This window comes from Tepidimicrobium xylanilyticum, assembly GCF_900106765.1.
Classification (GTDB): domain Bacteria; phylum Bacillota; class Clostridia; order Tissierellales; family Tepidimicrobiaceae; genus Tepidimicrobium; species Tepidimicrobium xylanilyticum.
On sequence record NZ_FNNG01000015.1, the window covers coordinates 12,494 to 30,221 of the forward strand.

16 protein-coding genes and 1 pseudogene are annotated in these 17,728 nt (G+C 33.5%); all 17 read right to left on the reverse strand.

Going from position 1 to position 17,728, the window contains the following annotated elements; all coding sequences use genetic code 11:
* Nucleotides 1-27 precede the first annotated feature (27 nt).
* Nucleotides 28-1,650, reverse strand: a complete 1,623-nt coding sequence (locus BLV68_RS12860; protein ID WP_093754482.1) for an ABC transporter substrate-binding protein — start codon at nt 1,648-1,650, stop codon at nt 28-30.
* Nucleotides 1,651-1,760: 110 nt separating this feature from the next.
* A complete protein-coding gene (locus tag BLV68_RS12865) occupies nt 1,761-2,774 on the reverse strand; it encodes an ABC transporter ATP-binding protein (RefSeq protein ID WP_093754484.1) in 1,014 nt (337 codons plus the stop codon).
* Nucleotides 2,767-3,738, reverse strand: coding sequence for an ABC transporter ATP-binding protein (locus BLV68_RS12870; protein ID WP_093754486.1), 972 nt, complete (start codon nt 3,736-3,738; stop codon nt 2,767-2,769). Before BLV68_RS12870 ends, BLV68_RS12865 begins: the two co-directional genes overlap by 8 nt.
* Nucleotides 3,739-3,748: 10 nt before the next feature.
* The gene (locus BLV68_RS12875; protein ID WP_234949924.1) at nt 3,749-4,549 is read right to left on the reverse strand and encodes an ABC transporter permease; all 801 of its coding nucleotides are present in this window, start codon (nt 4,547-4,549) and stop codon (nt 3,749-3,751) included.
* A gap of 21 nt (nt 4,550-4,570) precedes the next feature.
* On the reverse strand, nt 4,571-5,536 hold the full coding sequence (locus BLV68_RS12880) for an ABC transporter permease (protein WP_093754488.1): 966 nt from the start codon (nt 5,534-5,536) through the stop codon (nt 4,571-4,573).
* A gap of 204 nt (nt 5,537-5,740) precedes the next feature.
* Nucleotides 5,741-6,371, reverse strand: a pseudogene (locus tag BLV68_RS16355) (SDR family oxidoreductase).
* A 94-nt stretch (nt 6,372-6,465) separates the two neighbouring features.
* Complete coding sequence (locus tag BLV68_RS12890; protein WP_159428699.1) at nt 6,466-7,404, reverse strand: 3-oxoacyl-ACP synthase; 939 nt, start codon at nt 7,402-7,404, stop codon at nt 6,466-6,468.
* Nucleotides 7,380-7,874, reverse strand: a complete 495-nt coding sequence (locus BLV68_RS12895) for a TetR/AcrR family transcriptional regulator (protein ID WP_093754492.1) — start codon at nt 7,872-7,874, stop codon at nt 7,380-7,382. The genes BLV68_RS12890 and BLV68_RS12895 overlap by 25 nt, the downstream gene beginning before the upstream one ends.
* A 452-nt stretch (nt 7,875-8,326) precedes the next feature.
* Nucleotides 8,327-9,169: a lipoyl synthase gene (gene lipA, locus BLV68_RS12900; RefSeq protein WP_093754494.1), complete on the reverse strand. Its 843-nt coding sequence runs from the start codon at nt 9,167-9,169 to the stop codon at nt 8,327-8,329.
* Between the two features lie 16 nt (nt 9,170-9,185).
* A complete protein-coding gene (locus BLV68_RS12905) occupies nt 9,186-10,175 on the reverse strand; it encodes a lipoate--protein ligase (protein ID WP_093754496.1) in 990 nt (329 codons plus the stop codon).
* Between the two features lie 517 nt (nt 10,176-10,692).
* Complete coding sequence (locus tag BLV68_RS12910) at nt 10,693-11,397, reverse strand: LytR/AlgR family response regulator transcription factor (protein WP_093754498.1); 705 nt, start codon at nt 11,395-11,397, stop codon at nt 10,693-10,695.
* Between the two features lie 534 nt (nt 11,398-11,931).
* Nucleotides 11,932-13,590, reverse strand: coding sequence for a hydroxylamine reductase (hcp, locus tag BLV68_RS12915; protein WP_093754500.1), 1,659 nt, complete (start codon nt 13,588-13,590; stop codon nt 11,932-11,934).
* A gap of 186 nt (nt 13,591-13,776) precedes the next feature.
* The gene (locus BLV68_RS12920; RefSeq protein WP_093754502.1) at nt 13,777-14,019 is read right to left on the reverse strand and encodes a hypothetical protein; all 243 of its coding nucleotides are present in this window, start codon (nt 14,017-14,019) and stop codon (nt 13,777-13,779) included.
* Between the two features lie 14 nt (nt 14,020-14,033).
* Nucleotides 14,034-15,059, reverse strand: coding sequence for an ATP-binding cassette domain-containing protein (locus BLV68_RS12925; RefSeq protein WP_200773790.1), 1,026 nt, complete (start codon nt 15,057-15,059; stop codon nt 14,034-14,036).
* Entirely contained in the window at nt 15,052-15,753 is a 702-nt protein-coding gene (locus BLV68_RS12930) for a GTP-binding protein (RefSeq protein ID WP_093754506.1), read from the reverse strand. The genes BLV68_RS12925 and BLV68_RS12930 overlap by 8 nt, the downstream gene beginning before the upstream one ends.
* Nucleotides 15,754-15,764: 11 nt before the next feature.
* A complete protein-coding gene (locus BLV68_RS12935) occupies nt 15,765-16,991 on the reverse strand; it encodes an ABC transporter substrate-binding protein (protein ID WP_093754508.1) in 1,227 nt (408 codons plus the stop codon).
* 185 nt (nt 16,992-17,176) lie between these two features.
* Nucleotides 17,177-17,362, reverse strand: coding sequence for a DUF6954 family protein (locus tag BLV68_RS12940; RefSeq protein WP_159428700.1), 186 nt, complete (start codon nt 17,360-17,362; stop codon nt 17,177-17,179).
* Nucleotides 17,363-17,728 lie beyond the last annotated feature (366 nt).

Below are 17,728 nucleotides of genomic sequence, written 5' to 3' on the forward strand. Positions count from 1 at the left end.
ATCAAGCCTAATTAGGCTTGATTTTGTTTATTTATCCAACCAAACATAAGTAAACTCTGATTCTGAGGCTTTTTCTACAGCTTCAGCTGACGCTGGATATCCTTTTACATAAGAATTTACAACTATTTTTGCTCCTTTTTCATATAGGAAAATTGCTGGCAGGTCTTCAGCTAACAATTCTTGTATCTCTTTGTATACAACTGCTCTGTCTTCCTTTGCAGAAAAGATTACACCTTCCTTTAACAATTCTTCCACTCTTGGGTTATTGTAATCTCCCAAGTTCATTACACTACCTGCACCAAATCGATTGCCAATAGCCGATATGTCTGGACCCTGGTATCCGCCAAGCATTGTTATTTCAAAATCACGACCAAACCAAACCTTTTCATCATAAGTCGGATCGTCCATTGCATTATGTTGCAAATCTATGCCAAATTCTCTAAAATTAGATTGCAATACTTCAACAATATCATCAAATCCAGGATAGGTATCTATTGTAGTAGTAAAATATATCCCATTTTCATCGGCTGTATATCCTGCTTCTTCTAATAATGCCCTTGCTTTTTCTATATCTCTTTCTGGAAGCTTTACATCCTTATTTAAAGCCCATTCATAAAGTGGAGATATAAAGTATTCAGCCTTTAACCCAATTCCCTTAAGAGCTTTTGTAAATATTTCATCCCTATCTATGCCATAGGCTACTGCTTGTCTTACTTTTAAATCGGAAAATTTACCTTCCTTCATATTAAAAAGTATATATCCTCTATTTGGCCAAAGTTTATCATATATTAAATAGTTATCATCATTTTCAAATCTGCTAAGTTCAGTAGCAGGTACCCCATTTAGAGTGTGGTCAATTTCTCCATTTAACCATGCTTGATAAGCTGTACTTTGCTCAGGAATTATCCTAAATACTACCTTATCTAAATATGGCTTGTCTCCCCAGTAATCATCATTTCGAACTATAGTTACACTCTCACCACTTTTGTGCTCAACAAATTTAAATGGTCCAGTACCTATTGGTTTATGATTTGCTGGATTCTCTAACCAATCGGTACCCTCATATATATGTTTTGGCATTATATATGTTCCAAACCATGCAATATATCCAAGAATACCTGAATTAGGTGAACTTAACTTCATAACTACTGTATTCTCATCAGGGCATATAATTCCTTCAATATCCGACAAAGAACCAGAAGCAAACCCCTTCTCTTTAAGAATTTGTTCAAAGGTCCATTTAACATCTTCAGAACTAAAGTCTTCTCCGTCATGCCATTTCACATTTTCATGAAGGTAGAAAGTTATTTCTGTTCCGTCTTCTGAAAACTCCCATTCTTTTGCAAGATCTGGAACAATCTCATCATAACCATTTATTTTAACCAGCTTATTAAAAATATTTTGAATAACTATATATGCGCCATCATCATTATAAGCATTAGGATTATATGTCTGTGGCTCTCTTCCCATGGATACAACAAACGTTCCTCCTTCCTTGGCCCTATCATCTCCTGCTTCTCCCGTTTTTACTACTTCATCAACCCCATCATTATTTCCTACTTCATCAGCTTTATTAGTACAGCCTATTATAAACACTCCTAGAATCAAGGCTATAGCTAATAATAATGATATTTTTCTTAATTTTTTCATTCATTTCCCCTCCAATTATGAATCTATATATTTATAATGTTTTATTTTATAATGCTTTATGTAATACTTGGTATAATATTCCCTCTATTTCCCTCCTTTCATGTGTTTCTTTATTGAGTAAAAAGGTAGCTTTCTCCATCAAATAAATAAAAACATGATGCATAATGTCCTTCTCCTACCTTTATCATAGGAGGATATGATTCTTTGCATTTTTCTGATACCTTATAGCATCTAGGAGCAAAATAGCACCCTTCACCTGCATCCATAGGTGTTACTGGTTCTCCCTTTATTTTTATTACTTTACTATTTTCAAAAGGATCTATAGACATACAATTTGAAATTAGCACCTTTGTATATGGATGTTTTGAATTATTGATGATATCATAGGTTCTCCCAATTTCAACTATCCTACCTAGATACATTACTGCTATACTATCCGATATATAGCTAGTAGTAGCAATATCATGAGATATAAAGATTAAACCGGCTTTTTGTTTTTCTGTAATTTCAAGAAGCAAATTTATTATATCTGCCCTCACTGATACATCAAGCATGGACACAGGTTCATCTGCAATAATTAGTTTAGGATTCAATAGCATGGACCTAATAATTGATATTCTTTGAAGTTGCCCGCCAGATAATTCATGAGGATATCTGTTAAGATAATCTTTTGCTGGGATCACACCAGCATTTTCCATATACTTTATACAAATATCTAATCTTTCTTCTTTAGAACTTCCTATATTATGTATCTTTAAAGCAGAAGTTAAAATCCTTTTAATATTGTTTCTAGGGTCAAAAGTATCAAAGGGATTTTGAAAAATCATTTGACAATCCCTTCTAAATTTTAATCGATCCTCCTTAATTCTGCTGGAGATAGATTTTCCTTGAAATTTAACTATACCACTGGTAGGTTCCTCAAGAGCAATCAATAGTCTCCCTAGAGTAGACTTACCACATCCTGACTCACCAATTATCCCCATCACTTTTCCACTCTCAAGGGAAAAACTCACTCCATCTACTGCTTTTATTATTTGCCTTTTTTTCTTGTTTCTAGATATATTTTTAGCTTTTTTCTTCACATAATATTTGGTTAAATCCTTTATTTCTAATAAGCTACTCACTATACTCACTCCCAGCTAGGTGACAAGCAACTTTCCATTGATTAGAAAATTCTACCATTTCCGGTCTATTATAAAAGCATTTCTCCATAGCTTTTCTACATCTATCAGCAAAAATGCATCCCTTATGTTCCTGACTTAAATCTGGAAGATATCCTGGAATTCCTTTTAAATAACCCTTCTCTCCCCTTAAGGATGGATAAGAATTCAAAAGTTCTTCAGTATATGGATGCTTAGGTGAATGTAAAACATCGGTTACATAACCAGATTCAAGTAAATAGCCTGCATACATTACTGCAATTTTATTGCAGGTTGAAGCTACTATGGAGACATCATGAGTTATCATTATTCTTGTTAAGTTTAATTTTTCTTGGAGTTTCATAATTTCTTCTAATATCTGCCTTTGGGTTACAACATCAAGAGCTGTTGTAGACTCATCTAGTATTAATACTTTTGGATAATATATTAGGCTAAGAGCAATGCTCACCCTTTGCATCATTCCTCCTGATAGTTCATGCGGGTATAGATCATAAACCCTACTAGGCAAATTAACAAGTTCAAATAACTCGCATACCCTTTCCCTTATCTGCCTTTTATTAGCATTTGGTTCATGTACTTTGTAAACATCGCTTAATTGGTATCCTATTTTATGTACTGGACTTAATGAGTTCATCGATTTTTGAAAGACATAGGCAATTTCTTTCCACTTTATTCCTTTCAATTCTTCAGAATTCAATTTTAATAGATCTATTCCATTGAATATTATCTCTCCTGAAATATCTGTTATGTCTTTGGGTAATAATTGTAAAACCGCCATAGCTAAAGTAGACTTTCCAGAACCAGATTCACCAACTATCCCCATTGAATCCTGCAATTCTATATTTAAATCGAAATCCCTTACAGCTTTAATTGCTTTTTCTTGAGTTTTATAAGTAATATTTAAATGTTGCATCTTTAATAATGTCATTTTAACTACCTTAGCCTTTCGTCCGTATTTTAGGATTTAGAAGTTTATGAGCCCCTTCACCAATCAAATAAAAGGATAATACAGTGAATACAATAGCTAAGCCCGGAAAAGTACATATCCACCAACTCCTGGGAAGATAAGTCTTGCCATGAGCAATTATTTTACCCCAGCTAACAACATTTGGATCGCCTAATCCTAAAAAAGATAAACCTGCTTCTGATAGTATGGCTGAAGAGACTATCATAGTGGAATTGGTTATGATCGGAAAAATGCCATTGGGTATAATATGCTTGAATAATATGCTAATACTTGATTCCCCAATAGTTTGGGCACTTTTAATAAAAGTTCTTTCCCTTAAAGATATTGCTTGAGAACGCATTAATCTGGCAGTGCCTGTCCAACTGGTTAGAGCCATTACAATAATTATATTTCTTAAACTACTGCCATAGATGGCAATAGTGATTAAAGTGATAAAAAACGTAGGCAACATTAAAAATATATTTATAATCTCAGAAATAATCCTATCTACTTTACCACCTATATATCCAGCTACGCCCCCTATCAATATTCCAATAGTTGAGGATACAGCAGCAACAAATATACCTATTTTTAATGAAGTTCTAGTACCATATATCACCATACTGAATACATCTCTACCTAATCCATCAGTGCCAAATATATACTTAGCTGAAGGTTCTGCAATCAAATCATCATTTAGTAAATATGGGTCCTTTGTAGCAATATAGGGAGCAAATATCGCCACTAAAATCAATATTGTCAACATTACTAGTCCAATTTTTAGTTCCTTCACATGAACACTTCCTTGTCTAAATCATCTAAGTCTAATTCTAGGATCTATAAAAGCATAAACAATATCAGTAATTAACATAACTATACAGATAGATATTGAAATCATCAAATATATGCCTGTTAATAATGGATAATCCCTTCTTGTAATTGCCTCCATAATAAGCCGCCCCATACCTGGCCATGCAAAAACGATTTCAACAAATGTAACCCCTCCTACCATGAAAGCTAAATCTGAACTGAATATAGTTACTGTAGGAATTATGGCATTTCTAAGTATATATTTATTAAATATCTTGTTTTCACTCATTCCAGTAGCTCTTAAGGTCAAAACAAAATCTTCAGACATAGTTTGTATAACTGAAGATCTCGCAACTCTAAAATACGCAGGAGTTTGTATTATTAGCAAAGCACTAACGGGTAATATCATATGTCTCATAATATCTAGAACCTTTGGCAACCCTTCATAATCTTCCCTTACATCATACATACCAGATGTTGGCAGCAAACCTAAACCAGAGGCAAATATAAGTATAAGTATTAATCCCAGCCAAAACCCTGGTAGTGAATCAAAAACATAAGATATACCACACATAACTCTATCTAATATAGAACCTGCTCTTCTAGCAGCATAGATTCCTAAAATAGTTCCTATAACAACTGATAATAAAGTTGCTGTTGAAGAAAGTAAAATTGTAGGAAATATCTTCTCTGCTATTAATGTTGTTACAGGGCGATTACTAATATATGAATATCCCAAATCCCCCTTAAATACATCCTTCACGTAGTTTACAAATTGCACCGGGAGTGACTTATCTAAACCATATCTTATAGTAAGGTGTTCAATAAGTTCAGGATTGGGGTTGTCCGCCCCTGCTAAAACCTTTACAGGATTACCCGGTGCACATCTTGTTAGAAAAAATGTCAAACAAAAGGAAAAAACTATGGTTAATACTCCAGTTATAGTACGTTTTTTAATATAATTTCCCATATAAACTTTCCTTTCTATCCAGTTCAATCTAATTGATAATCAAATCATTTTAAGCTACTTACTATTTGCACCATTAGGTAGTATATCATCAATCATTAAATAAGTTAAATTAGATATTTTCATCAATGTAGAGTTAATTATAATAAAAATTAATAAAAAAAGGAGATGATTACTAATATCATCTCCTTCTTAATGGCTGTAATTCTATAACACAACTCCACCATCAACGCTAAGAACCGTTCCAGTAATAAAGCTTGCTTCATCGGAAGCTAAAAATAGATATGCATTGGCTACTTCATCTGGAGTGCCTAATCTCTTCAATAAGGCCTTATCTTTCATCATGTGAATTACTTTTCTGGCATCTTCTCTATCATAGGAGTTGAGATAAAACCGGGTGCTACGGCATTTACCCTTACATTCTTCCTTCCCAGTTCCTTTGCCCAAGTCTTAGTCATTCCTATTACTCCCCATTTAGATGCTGTATAATTGGTCTGTCCAAAATTACCATATAATCCTACTACACTAGCAGCATTAAGAATTACACCACTTTCCCTTTCTGCCATATACTTTGCTAGTATCTGACCACAGTTAAACACTCCTTTAAGATCACGTCTATTACTCTATCCCACTGTTCCTCTGTCATCTTGATTAAAATAGAATCCATAGTTATCACTGTATTATTTACTAATATATCTATCTTTGAAAATTCTTCTAATACATCTTCCACAGCTTCTCCTTCCTGTTTTCTATCAGTAACATCAACTTCATAAGCTTTTCCTACACCGCCATTATTCTTTATTTCATTAACGGTTTTTTCAACCTCAATTAAGTTCAAATCCCAAACAGCTACTTTAGCTCCTTACTTAGCAAATTTAATTGCAGTCTCTCTTCCTATCCCACTACCGCCACCGGTAATAATGGCTACCTTATTAGCTAACCTCATCATATTCACTCCATTTTATAGTTGTTGCTGCCCAAGTATATCCTGTACCAGCCCCTAGCATCACTACTAAATCTCCGTCCTTTATCCTATTTAGCCTCCTGCCTTCAACAATACTTATAAAGGCATCAGCAGACTGGCAATGGCCATAGTCTTCTAATACAAAAGAATTTTCTTCTGTTAAGTTAAACTGTTCTAAAATATTCAGCAATATAGATCTTTTCATAAAAATTGGAGCTATAAAATCTATATCTTCAACGGTATATCCGCTTTTTTCAATAGATTTAGTAATTACGGATATAAAATTATCCAAGGTTATAGGGTCTAACCTTTCTTTCATAGATTGAGGATCCTTTACATCCAGCATTACAGGCCCATCATTTGTTAATTTAAAATCTACTATATTATTTCCTATGTTATAAACTGCTACATCATCAGCAAAGCTTCCATCCGTTATCATATGGGTTTCCAATATTATATTTTTTGAATACCCTTTCTGTAATAAGACTGCAACAGCTCCATCTCCAAAGTTAAACATAAATCTGGACCTTTCGTTTTTATAATTTATTAAGGAGGTTTCCTTTGAAGAGGATACTAATAATACATTATTTATATCTGAATTACTTAACATTATATTCTTCAATATCTGCAAAGAGATAACACCTGCAGAATATAAGGAATGTATTTCAAAAGAATTTGCATTTTTAGCACCAATTGCATATTGAATTTTTGCAGCCATATTCATTAGATAATAATCCTTATGTTCGCTGCCGCAATATACTACTAAATCTAAATCCATTGGGTCAAAGTTCTCCAATATCTTTTGACAGGCCTTAATAGCCATATCTGAAACTAGTTCATCTTTTCCTGCCCTATGCTTTTGTTTTATTCCAAACTTATTTTCTATTTGGTTATACCTATTAAGCAATAAACTAATATCTCAGGGTCTATATCAGTTATTTCACCATTTTTTTGAGCCAATTTAATCCTCTTCATATACCTACTGGCAAAATTATCGTAGTATTCTTTAAAAAGCTCTCCATCTACAAATTGGGATTCCCATATGATCTTATATAGGCCTATGTGTTTTCGTGCAAAATCAAAGAATACCCTAAAGCCTATTTTTTCTTCCTCATACCTACTCTTACAGTCCTTAGTCGCAATAGCAATTTCTTTTCTGATAGTACGGTTTAAGTCTTCCAGTAAGTATTTAAAGATGCTCTTCTTATCCTTAAAATATATGTACACTGTACCAGGTGCCACTTCAGCTCTTTGGGCAATATCCGTTATTGATGTATTGTAATATCCCTTTTGGCTAAACAATTCCTCAGAGGCCCTACATATTTTGTCCATGGTTTCTTGACCCCTAGGTGTCTTAGGTATATTTACATCCCCCAACTAATACACTCCCATCAATTATATATTTTACATAAAATTAAGAAGCTACTTTGGATTTAATTATAGCAAATCGAATATGTATATTCAATTCAAATTAATACTTTTATAATACTAGGTATATAATTGTTATGGGCTACAACTTATTAATAAGTGTATATAGTCTAAATCTGTTTCCACTTCATATTTTGTATCACGGCCATTTTTTAAAAACAAATCATAGCAAGTTTCATCTCCACATCCCTTTTCCCCAACCAACAAGAGAAGTAAAAAACTACCTGGTATTGATGGATCTAGTTTTCAATATTATTAAAGATATTGAATTTGTAGCTAAATTAGCATTAATTCAGTTAATTATTAACTCTTGACTTTACTGCATCTACTATCCAATTAACTAGAGCAAATGCTAAAAATGAATAAATACTTAAACTATTGTTCACAATCTAATTCTATAATTAAAAATCTTCAGCATGATAAGAGCTTCTAACAAGAGGTGCCGAAGCTACTTTCTTAAATCCTAAAGATAAGGCTATTTCCTTATATTCTTCAAATTGTTCTGGTGTAACATATTCTACCACCGGTATATGCGCTTTAGTCGGTTGTAGATATTGACCTAGTGTAAGCATGTCACAATCTACTTCCCTCAATCTTTTAAACACATTCAACACTTGTTCCTTAGTTTCACCTAACCCTAACATCATCCCAGACTTAGTTTTTATGTGAGGCCTAGTTTTCTTCACATAATCCAAAAGCTCTATGGACCTTTCAAACACTGCCATAGGCCTAACCTTATCATATATCTCAGGGACAGTTTCCACATTGTGATTCAATATATTTGGTTCTGAATTTAATATAATATCGATTAGTTCTTTGTTCCCTTGCATATCTGGGATTAAAAGCTCTATACTTACATGGGGAGCCAATTTTCTTATCTGTTCTACGACTCTTGCAAATTGGTTAGCTCCTTGATCCGCAAGATCATCTCTAGTCACCGATGTAATAACTGCATGCTTTAATTTTAGCTTGACTACAGCCTTAGCAACATTCTCAGGCTCCATTGGATCTACTTTATCAGGTTTTCGTCTAGTTACATTGCAAAAAGTACAGTTTCTAGTGCAATTTCTACCTAATATCATAAATGCAGCAGTTCCTCTTTCATAACATTCCATTCTATTAGGACAATTTGCTTCATTGCATACTGTATTTAGAGAAAGACTTGATATTAGAGAGTTTACCTTACTCATTGTGCTACTACCTTGTATCTTTACTCTAATCCACTCTGGTTTTTTTAAATGCATTACTACACCTCCATTTTTACTTTACACCAAGCAGTCCCTTGATAAATTCTTCAACTGATATACCAAGAATATATTCATCTATATTTACATTTTGTAATCTATCTTGCAAATCTTTCATATTATATTTAACTCCAAGCAACTTTTCCTCTAATTCAGCTATATTCTTTTCACCAAAAAAATCGCCATAGATGGAAACATTTGATATTTTCCCATTTTCAACATCTAAATAATATTCTATAACTCCACTGGGATATTTAACTGAATTTAAATATTTATAATTTGGACTTTTTCCATAATTCCACTCCCAAGTTTCAAATCTATTCTTTGCTATCCTGTGAATTTCTTTTAAATCTTTATCACTGAACTCATATACGGTTTCTATATTATAAGTTTTCATTACATATGCTTTTAAGTATTCCTTGAACACCAATAAGTCCATACTTTCCTTCATATATTTTGCAATATTTGTAACCCTAGAATTTACTGATTTTACTGACTTATCAACAAATTTTATAGATTTGCTTTTAAGGGCCAAAGAAAGTTTTGTAATATCAGCATTATATAAAAGAGTCCCATGATGAAGTAACTTGTCTCTTTTATAATATTGGGCATTTCCGGAAACTTTCTTTCCCTCTATAGTTATGTCATTCCTCCCTGTAAATTGGGCATCTATCCCTAAAGACCTGAGTGCTTCTACTATTGGTAATGCAAATTTTTCAAAACCATTTTTTACACCTAAATCTCTATAGGTAATAAAAGTAAAATTTATATTGCCAAAATCATTATAAACTGTACCTCCACCAGAAAGCCTTCTGACTACTGCTATATCACTTTCTTTTACATAATCTAGATTTATCTCAGATATAGTGTTTTGATTTCTACCGATTAATATAGATGGTTTATTTACCCATAGCATAAATACTTCATTATCAAAATTATTCATTAAATATTCTTCAGCAGCGTGATTAAAAAATGGATCATTACTATTATTAATTACATATATCATTGTCAATCTCCCCCAGCTTACAAAGTCAGCTAACATTATTTTTTGTCATTTTTTACCACTATTCCCTTCAAATTAATGGATTAGGCTTTAAAAATATTATAATTGCCCATACAATTTTAACAAGAATTGATAAAACTTTCATCATTGTTCTTTACTATATTTATGACTGCTTAGTAAACTATTTCAAGTTAAATCTTCTAGAAAAAAGATTGATATAACTTTTAGAGAATTTTATCCTGTTTCAACTGTAATCCAACGTCCCGAAACTCTGCTATTAGATGATTGATATAGCTCTTTTTCAACTGATGTATCTTTAAATTGAGTCTTAGTTAATGCTTATCCTTTTTTTTGTGTTTACATGTGCCTTTATTCGGTAATAATTATAATAATTGCTTGTAATTCTTATATAAAGCTTCCTCTCTATTCATAAAATATATAACTTAATAAATAGTATCCTCAATGTTTGGAATTCCTTAGTATGTCTTCCAATAACTGTCGATCCATCATAGCAATTCTTTTAAACCCATAGCCCCCTACCCCTAAGATAGTCTTTATACTTCCTCCCTACTGGAATAGTTTTTTTTATATGTTTAATATAGATATCGTTATTGCTTTTATCAATTTTTTCTATATGCTTAATATTAATTATGTATCCTTTATGGCAGCGGATAAAATCAGCACTTAACTTTTCTAATAATTCTTTTAGTGTATAGGAGGATAGTTCTATTTCTTCTTCCATGGTTATTACATATATTTTTTTATTTCTAGATTCTATATAAAGGATTCCACCCTGTTCCACAAGGTAAGAATGTCCTTTTTGGATTAATTTAAGATAAGATTCTTTTTTCGTCATGACATAATTGATTGTAGTTTCTAATACAGATCTTACTTTATCTTCTTTTAAAGGTTTTATTATGTAGTCATAACAAAGTATTTCCTTGAAAGCCAACAATTCTTTCGAAGGAATGGCTGTGATAAATATAATAGGAGTTAATTTATACTTATATATATTTCTTATTTCTTTAGCCAATTCGAACCCTGAATAACCCGATAATTGAACATCGACTAAAAAAATGTCATAGTAACTATTTCTAGCAGAGCTTATAGCTTCTTTTGCATCACTGGTCATGGTCGTCTCTATGTTGCTATCTATAGAATTTATTATAGCTGTTAATTCCTCGGATATTAATAGTTCGCCTTCAACAATCATTATTCTAGTCATAAAACCACCCCAAATACCCTTTTTTGAAAGAATAAAATATTATCTAATATTAAAATACCATATTTTAACTACGTTTTGTTTGATATGGTATGAATGGTAGGAAAAACGGTACGAATGGTAAAATCATATGAACATTAAACCAACAGAAGTATAGTTTAATAAAACATCACGAATATTTATCATTAAAAAACCTCCAAAGTAGACAATCTAATTTAAATTAATTAGATTGTCTACTTTGGAGGTATCATATCAATATCGCACTCATATATATTCTCCTTTCTTCATATATTCATATGATTCCATTTCAATATATCTTATACTTTAGACATTACAAAACCCTTACAAAAACCATAACAGTTCTGTAAGGGTTTATGGAATTTATGCTTAAAGGGACATCTCCAATTGTTTTAAGTTCGATTAGTACCATGTCTAGATTTTGAAGTAATAATAAGTATTCATCAAATCTTCAGTCAAAAGTATCTATTTTTTAGATGATACCCTTTCACGTAAATTTTTATATTTTATTGTTTTTTATTAAGCTTCCATGAACATCTTTATATCGTCTTCAACATTTGATATAGTTCCAATTCCGAAGTTTTCTACCAATACCTTAGCTACATTTGGAGATAGGAAAGCTGGTAGGGTTGGTCCTAGGTGGATATTTTTAACTCCTAGGTACAGCAGCGCTAATAATACTATTACGGCTTTTTGTTCGTACCAAGCAATATTATATGCAATTGGCAGCTCATTTATATCATTTAGATTGAATATCTCTTTTAGTTTCAATGCTATTAAGGCTAAGGAGTAGGAGTTATTACATTGGCCAGCATCTAATACTCTTGGAATTCCGTTTATATCTCCTAGGTTCAATTTATTATACTTATACTTAGCACATCCTGCTGTTAGTATTACCGTATCCTTTGGTAGAGCCTTAGCAAATTCTGTGTAGTAGTTTCTCTGTTTCATCCTTCCATCACAGCCTGCCATTACGAAAAACTTCTTAATTGCTCCAGATTTTACTGCTTCTACAACCTTATCAGCTAATTTAAATACTTGGGCATGCCCAAAGCCACCAATAATCTTTCCACTTTCTATTTCAGTTGGAGCTGGTAATCTCTTAGCATGTTCGATTATTTCTGAAAAATCCTTTGCTTTTCCATCTTCTCTATCTGGAATATGTTTGAATCCTGGATATCCTGTTGAACCTGTAGTATATACTCTATCTGCATAAGATTCCTTTGGTGGTACTAAACAGTTAGTTGTAAATAGAATTGGTCCGTTGAATTTTTCAAACTCTTCTTTTTGCTTCCACCAAGCATTTCCATAGTTACCTACAAAATGATCGTATTTCTTAAAGGCTGGATAATAGTGAGCTGGCAGCATCTCACCATGGGTATATACATCTACTCCAGTACCCTTAGTTTGTTCTAATAGGTCTTCTAAATCCCTTAAATCGTGGCCTGATATGAGTATTGCTGGATTGTTTCTTACCCCAATTTCTACTTCTGTAATTTCTGGATTGCCATAAGTTGATGTATTGGCTTCATCTAGTAAAGCCATTACTTTAACACCATATTCTCCCGTTTCCATTGTTAAGTTAATTAAATCTTCTACAGTTAAACTATCGTCTAATGTAGCTGCTAAAGCTTTCCTCATGAATTTAGCAATCTCTGGATCATTGTATCCTAGATTATCGGCATGTTCTGCATAAGCTGCCATTCCCTTTAATCCATAAGTAATTAATTCTCTCAAAGAACGGATATCTTCATCTTTTGTGGCTAATACTCCTACCCTTTCCTTATCGTTGTTAGCTTTAAATACTATATCATCATCGGAGTTAACGGAGAAAGTAGCAGCATCCTTTAAATCTCTTAAGTCTACTCCTCTTTCCTGTAGGGCTTTCCTTAATTGTTCCCTTAGTCTAAGGCCTCTTTTAATTTCTTTTAAAAATCTTTCCTTATCAAAGTTTGCATTGGTAATGGTCATAAATAAACCACTCATGATAAATCTATCAAGTCCAGGCATTTCATAGCCTATTTCGTCGGCTTTAACTCCCAATTCTGAAATTCCTTTTAAGGTGTAGATCATCAAGTCTTGTAGATTTGCAAGGTCTGCAGTCTTACCGCAAACTCCCACTTTTGTACAACCCTTTCCGCCAACTGTTTCTTGACATTGAAAACAAAACATTGACATAAATAAAACCCCCTCGTTTTTCATTGATGATTATATTTTAATATTTAATTCCTACTGAATCGGTAACCTATGTTACAGAAACAAAAATTATTGAAAATAATTCTCAATACATGTTTTGAATAGTAAAGGGAATGGCAAAGAAGCCATTCCCTAATTTTCAATTTAAAATTCACAATTGGCGCAAGCCTAATAGTTTTTCCCTGCTGCCATTACATTATTTGGATCAAAGGCATGGCAGGGGGTAACTCCATATACCATATGGCATTTAGGACATTTTCCTTCATGGGTTTCCATTATGAATTCTTCCCCGCACTCTTCACACTTAATGTTAAGAGGCATTACCATAGGCTGATTAGCAAAACCCATCATCCTAATTTTATCTACCACTTGTTTGCCATTTTCAAAGCTTCCTGAACAACCTTCATGCATGATTACCACCCTTTCTATTGATTATCTATTAAAAACTTTTCCTTAGTAATAGTAAGGCCTTTTCTTAAGTCGTTCCTCATATTTTGAATTATGCTATCCATCTTTTCTAGCTGTATTAATACTTCCTTTTCCTCTTGGCTAGTTCCAATAACCCTTTCTATTCCCCCGTTTTTTATTACAATCCTCTTATCTGCCATAAGGGCTAAAATGGGGTCGTGGGTTGCCATTAGGACGATTTTATCGCTGGAAACTAGTAAATTCAATGCTTTCTTCCTATCTATTCCTGCATTTTCTATTTCGTCTATCAATACTATGGGCGAAGAGCTTAGGATAGCCGTATCGGCTATCATCAAAGCTCTGGATTGTCCACCGCTAAGGCTGGTTATAGGGGTATTTAGTTCGAATTTTTCTCCTGCTAAATTATTGGCTGCTTCTATTATCTCCTCAACTACCCTTTCTATATTCTCTACCATCCTACTTTCTGCATGGAGCCTAATAAACTCCTCTACCGTTAAATCCATTACAAAGTTCATATTTTGAGAAAGCTGGGCTACTAGCTTATTGTTAGAGGAAAATCTCCATTTTTTATCGGGTATTTCACCATTTATTAGTATAGTCCTGCCCGTTGGAGTATCCTTTTGGGCTGTCCATTCGATATCGGCTAAAAGCCTACTCTTGCCAGAACCTGTAGGCCCTACTATGGATACTATCTCCGATTTATGGATGGTAAGTTCATGAAATCCTTCTTTTTTTCCATCCTTGTCTGTCCCCGGCAATATGGTCAGGGATTCAATCCTGTTATCATCTTCTAAGCCTAGAAACCCTATCATCTGGATTATATAAGAAGATAAGTCCTCTAAAAGCTTATGGGTATCTATGGCCCATTCTTCCTTTTCTTCTTCTGTAAAATGGTCTAAATATTCTACAAAGGTTTTATCCTCAAAGCCTTCCACATTCAATCTATTCTCTTCAAAATAATTTATTATAAATGGGTATTTTTGCCGCAATTGCCCTATGGTCATATTTTTAATATTATTCATCTTCATCACCTAGTTTAATCTTTCTTACATTTCCTAATTGGTAAGCTTCCCCTATTCTGGTTTCTCCTAAACAATAGGAACATAAGGCAGAAGGCATAGGAAATCTAAGTTTCCTTCCTTGAACCGTTTCTACATCTTCCATTTCATCGTATAACAGGGTACTTAGCTCAAAAGCTCCTTGTCCAGTTAAACCATTTACATGCATGGTAATTGCTTTGGGGTTGACGGAGTTCACTCTGGATGCAAATACCTCCCTTTCCGCCTGGGATACTATATCCCCCTTTGTTATTACTACAATATCTGCCGCCTTAAGCATAGGTCCTATCTTCTTAGGGGTATTAATTCCTGATAGGTTATCTATGACACAGATGGACTTTATGTCCTTTATATAGGGGGAACACCTATTACATAATCCAGCAGATTCGGTAATTAGAAAATCTAAATCCTCTCTTATCCCCCACTGAACTACTTCTTCAATATTAGATACGAAGTAGTGGTCGGGACAAAGGGAACCGGATAAGCCCTTTTTAACAGGAACCCCTGCCCTTTCATATAATATATCATCGTCTGTATAGAGGCAGTCAAACTTTACCACTCCAACGCTGATATCCCTTTCTTTTAACGCTTCTATAACCTTTAATATGACCGAGGTCTTCCCCGATGAGGGTGGACCTGAAACTGTAACTAAATTCATATACCTTCCTCCTAAATGGATTCATTAAATATCCTTTCACATTCTTCTATCAATTTTCCTATATCATTTTCCTTGATAAAATCCCAGCCTAGCCATATAAACCTTTTATCCTCCGAGATGCCGTTATCCACTTCCGGGTTAGTGCTTGGGAACCTGCCATTATGGGATAGAATCTCCCCTACCTCCTTGGAAGCAAAAAATTGTACGAAGGGCTTTAATATATCCTTTTTAGATTTCTTGGATAACAAGAATATAGGGCTTATAATGGCCCCATCTTCTGGCCAAATTGCCTGCATGGGCCCTCCTTCTCTTGTCATCTTAGTAAAGAAATAGGGCATGATGGTAATAGCAGGTCTTTTTGACTTCATATGGGACTTTACCATTTCTGAAGGATGCATTCCCCTAAATAGGGATTTTCCTAATTTCTTTATTCCTTCCTCCCCATATAGCTTATAGATATTTAATAGAATTGCATTGAATAAATCGAAATCGCTAATAGGAAGACTAACCCTGTTTTCAAACTCTGGTTCTAATAAATCGGCCCAGCTGGTAGGGATTTTATCTCCTTCTACTTCTTCCTTATTTATTAAGAATACTGCTGGCACCACTCCAATTATGGAGTATTCCCTATCAGGGTCTTGCAGGTCTATATTTTCATTTTGGAAATCCTCATTTAATCTTTCCAATCCCGTTATATCCTCAAAGATGCCTTTATCCTTAAATCTCTTCATCAAGCTATTATCAAAAAATAAGTCAAATCCTGCCGATATGAATATGTCCGAAAGAGATTCTTCCGTTTCCGCCCTTTCTATTTCATCCTTTAACCAATCGACACCAGAAGAGGCAGCCTTCAATTCATGGGCCAGGCTAACATTTAAACTCTTTCCCTCTTCCTCCATCCATTTGTTAAAGCTGTCCATTAGAGGAATTCTTACTGGACAGGGAAGAACTCCACTTATCCTTACGTCTGCTTCCTTTTTTTCCTCTTGTAAAGTTAAACTATCATCTATCGATTTTCTATTCTGTTCTATTACTTCAATCAATTTTTGGGTGAATAGCTCTACATTTACCTTTTTAGTCTTCAGTGCCATTTCTAAGGTAATTGTCTTACCCATAAGCTTTCTCATCTTTTCATTGACCAATTGGGTAAAGCCTTGGCTTACGAAAACATCTATGGTTTCGGGATACTTTTCCGTTATATCATATACCTTGTCCTTTATACTAAAATATTTATTCATCTCTAACCTCCTAAAAACCTTACTAAGAATATGTTACATCTATTATAATATTTTTTCTGTAACTTGCGTTACCAAGCTTAAAAAAATACTATCCTGACAATTTATATGTTAATTGGCAATTAAAAAACATGAAACACAAAATAAGGCCATCTAAATTAGCTGACCCTCTTATAATTTTTCAGGTACTACCCCCTAGGTCTATTTCTCCTCTTCCAACGATAGAATATATAAATTAATATTCCATAGAGCAATAAAACTACAACCAATGTAATCATTCTTTCCCTAGATGTCCCATCTGCCATTAATACTGGTCCTAATCCAAAAAAACTTAATAAGAAAAATAAAATAATAAAAATTAAATTGCCTATCATTTTTTTCATCTCCTCATATTTGATAAAAAAAGGAACTACCTCAATATCAAGTAGTTCATTCACACGCATACTCAAATCAACTTCTTTATAGATACTCTCCAGATTTCAGGGCCTTCTTCTAAATATTCCCACTCAAATTCTCCCTTGTTTTCTGCTGACATCTAATAATACAAAGGCTTTGGATCGTAATCGTTTATTAGCTCCATCTTTTCTGCCTTTTTAACCCTTCAAAGGCCCTAAAGATTGTAGGATGTTTATCTTTTGGCTCATATTTTCTAGCATCAATTTGAACAGCAAATTCAGTCATGGGTACACCTCCTCGAATAGAGTAGAATTTTGCATGCTCTGCCCTATAAGTATACCCAT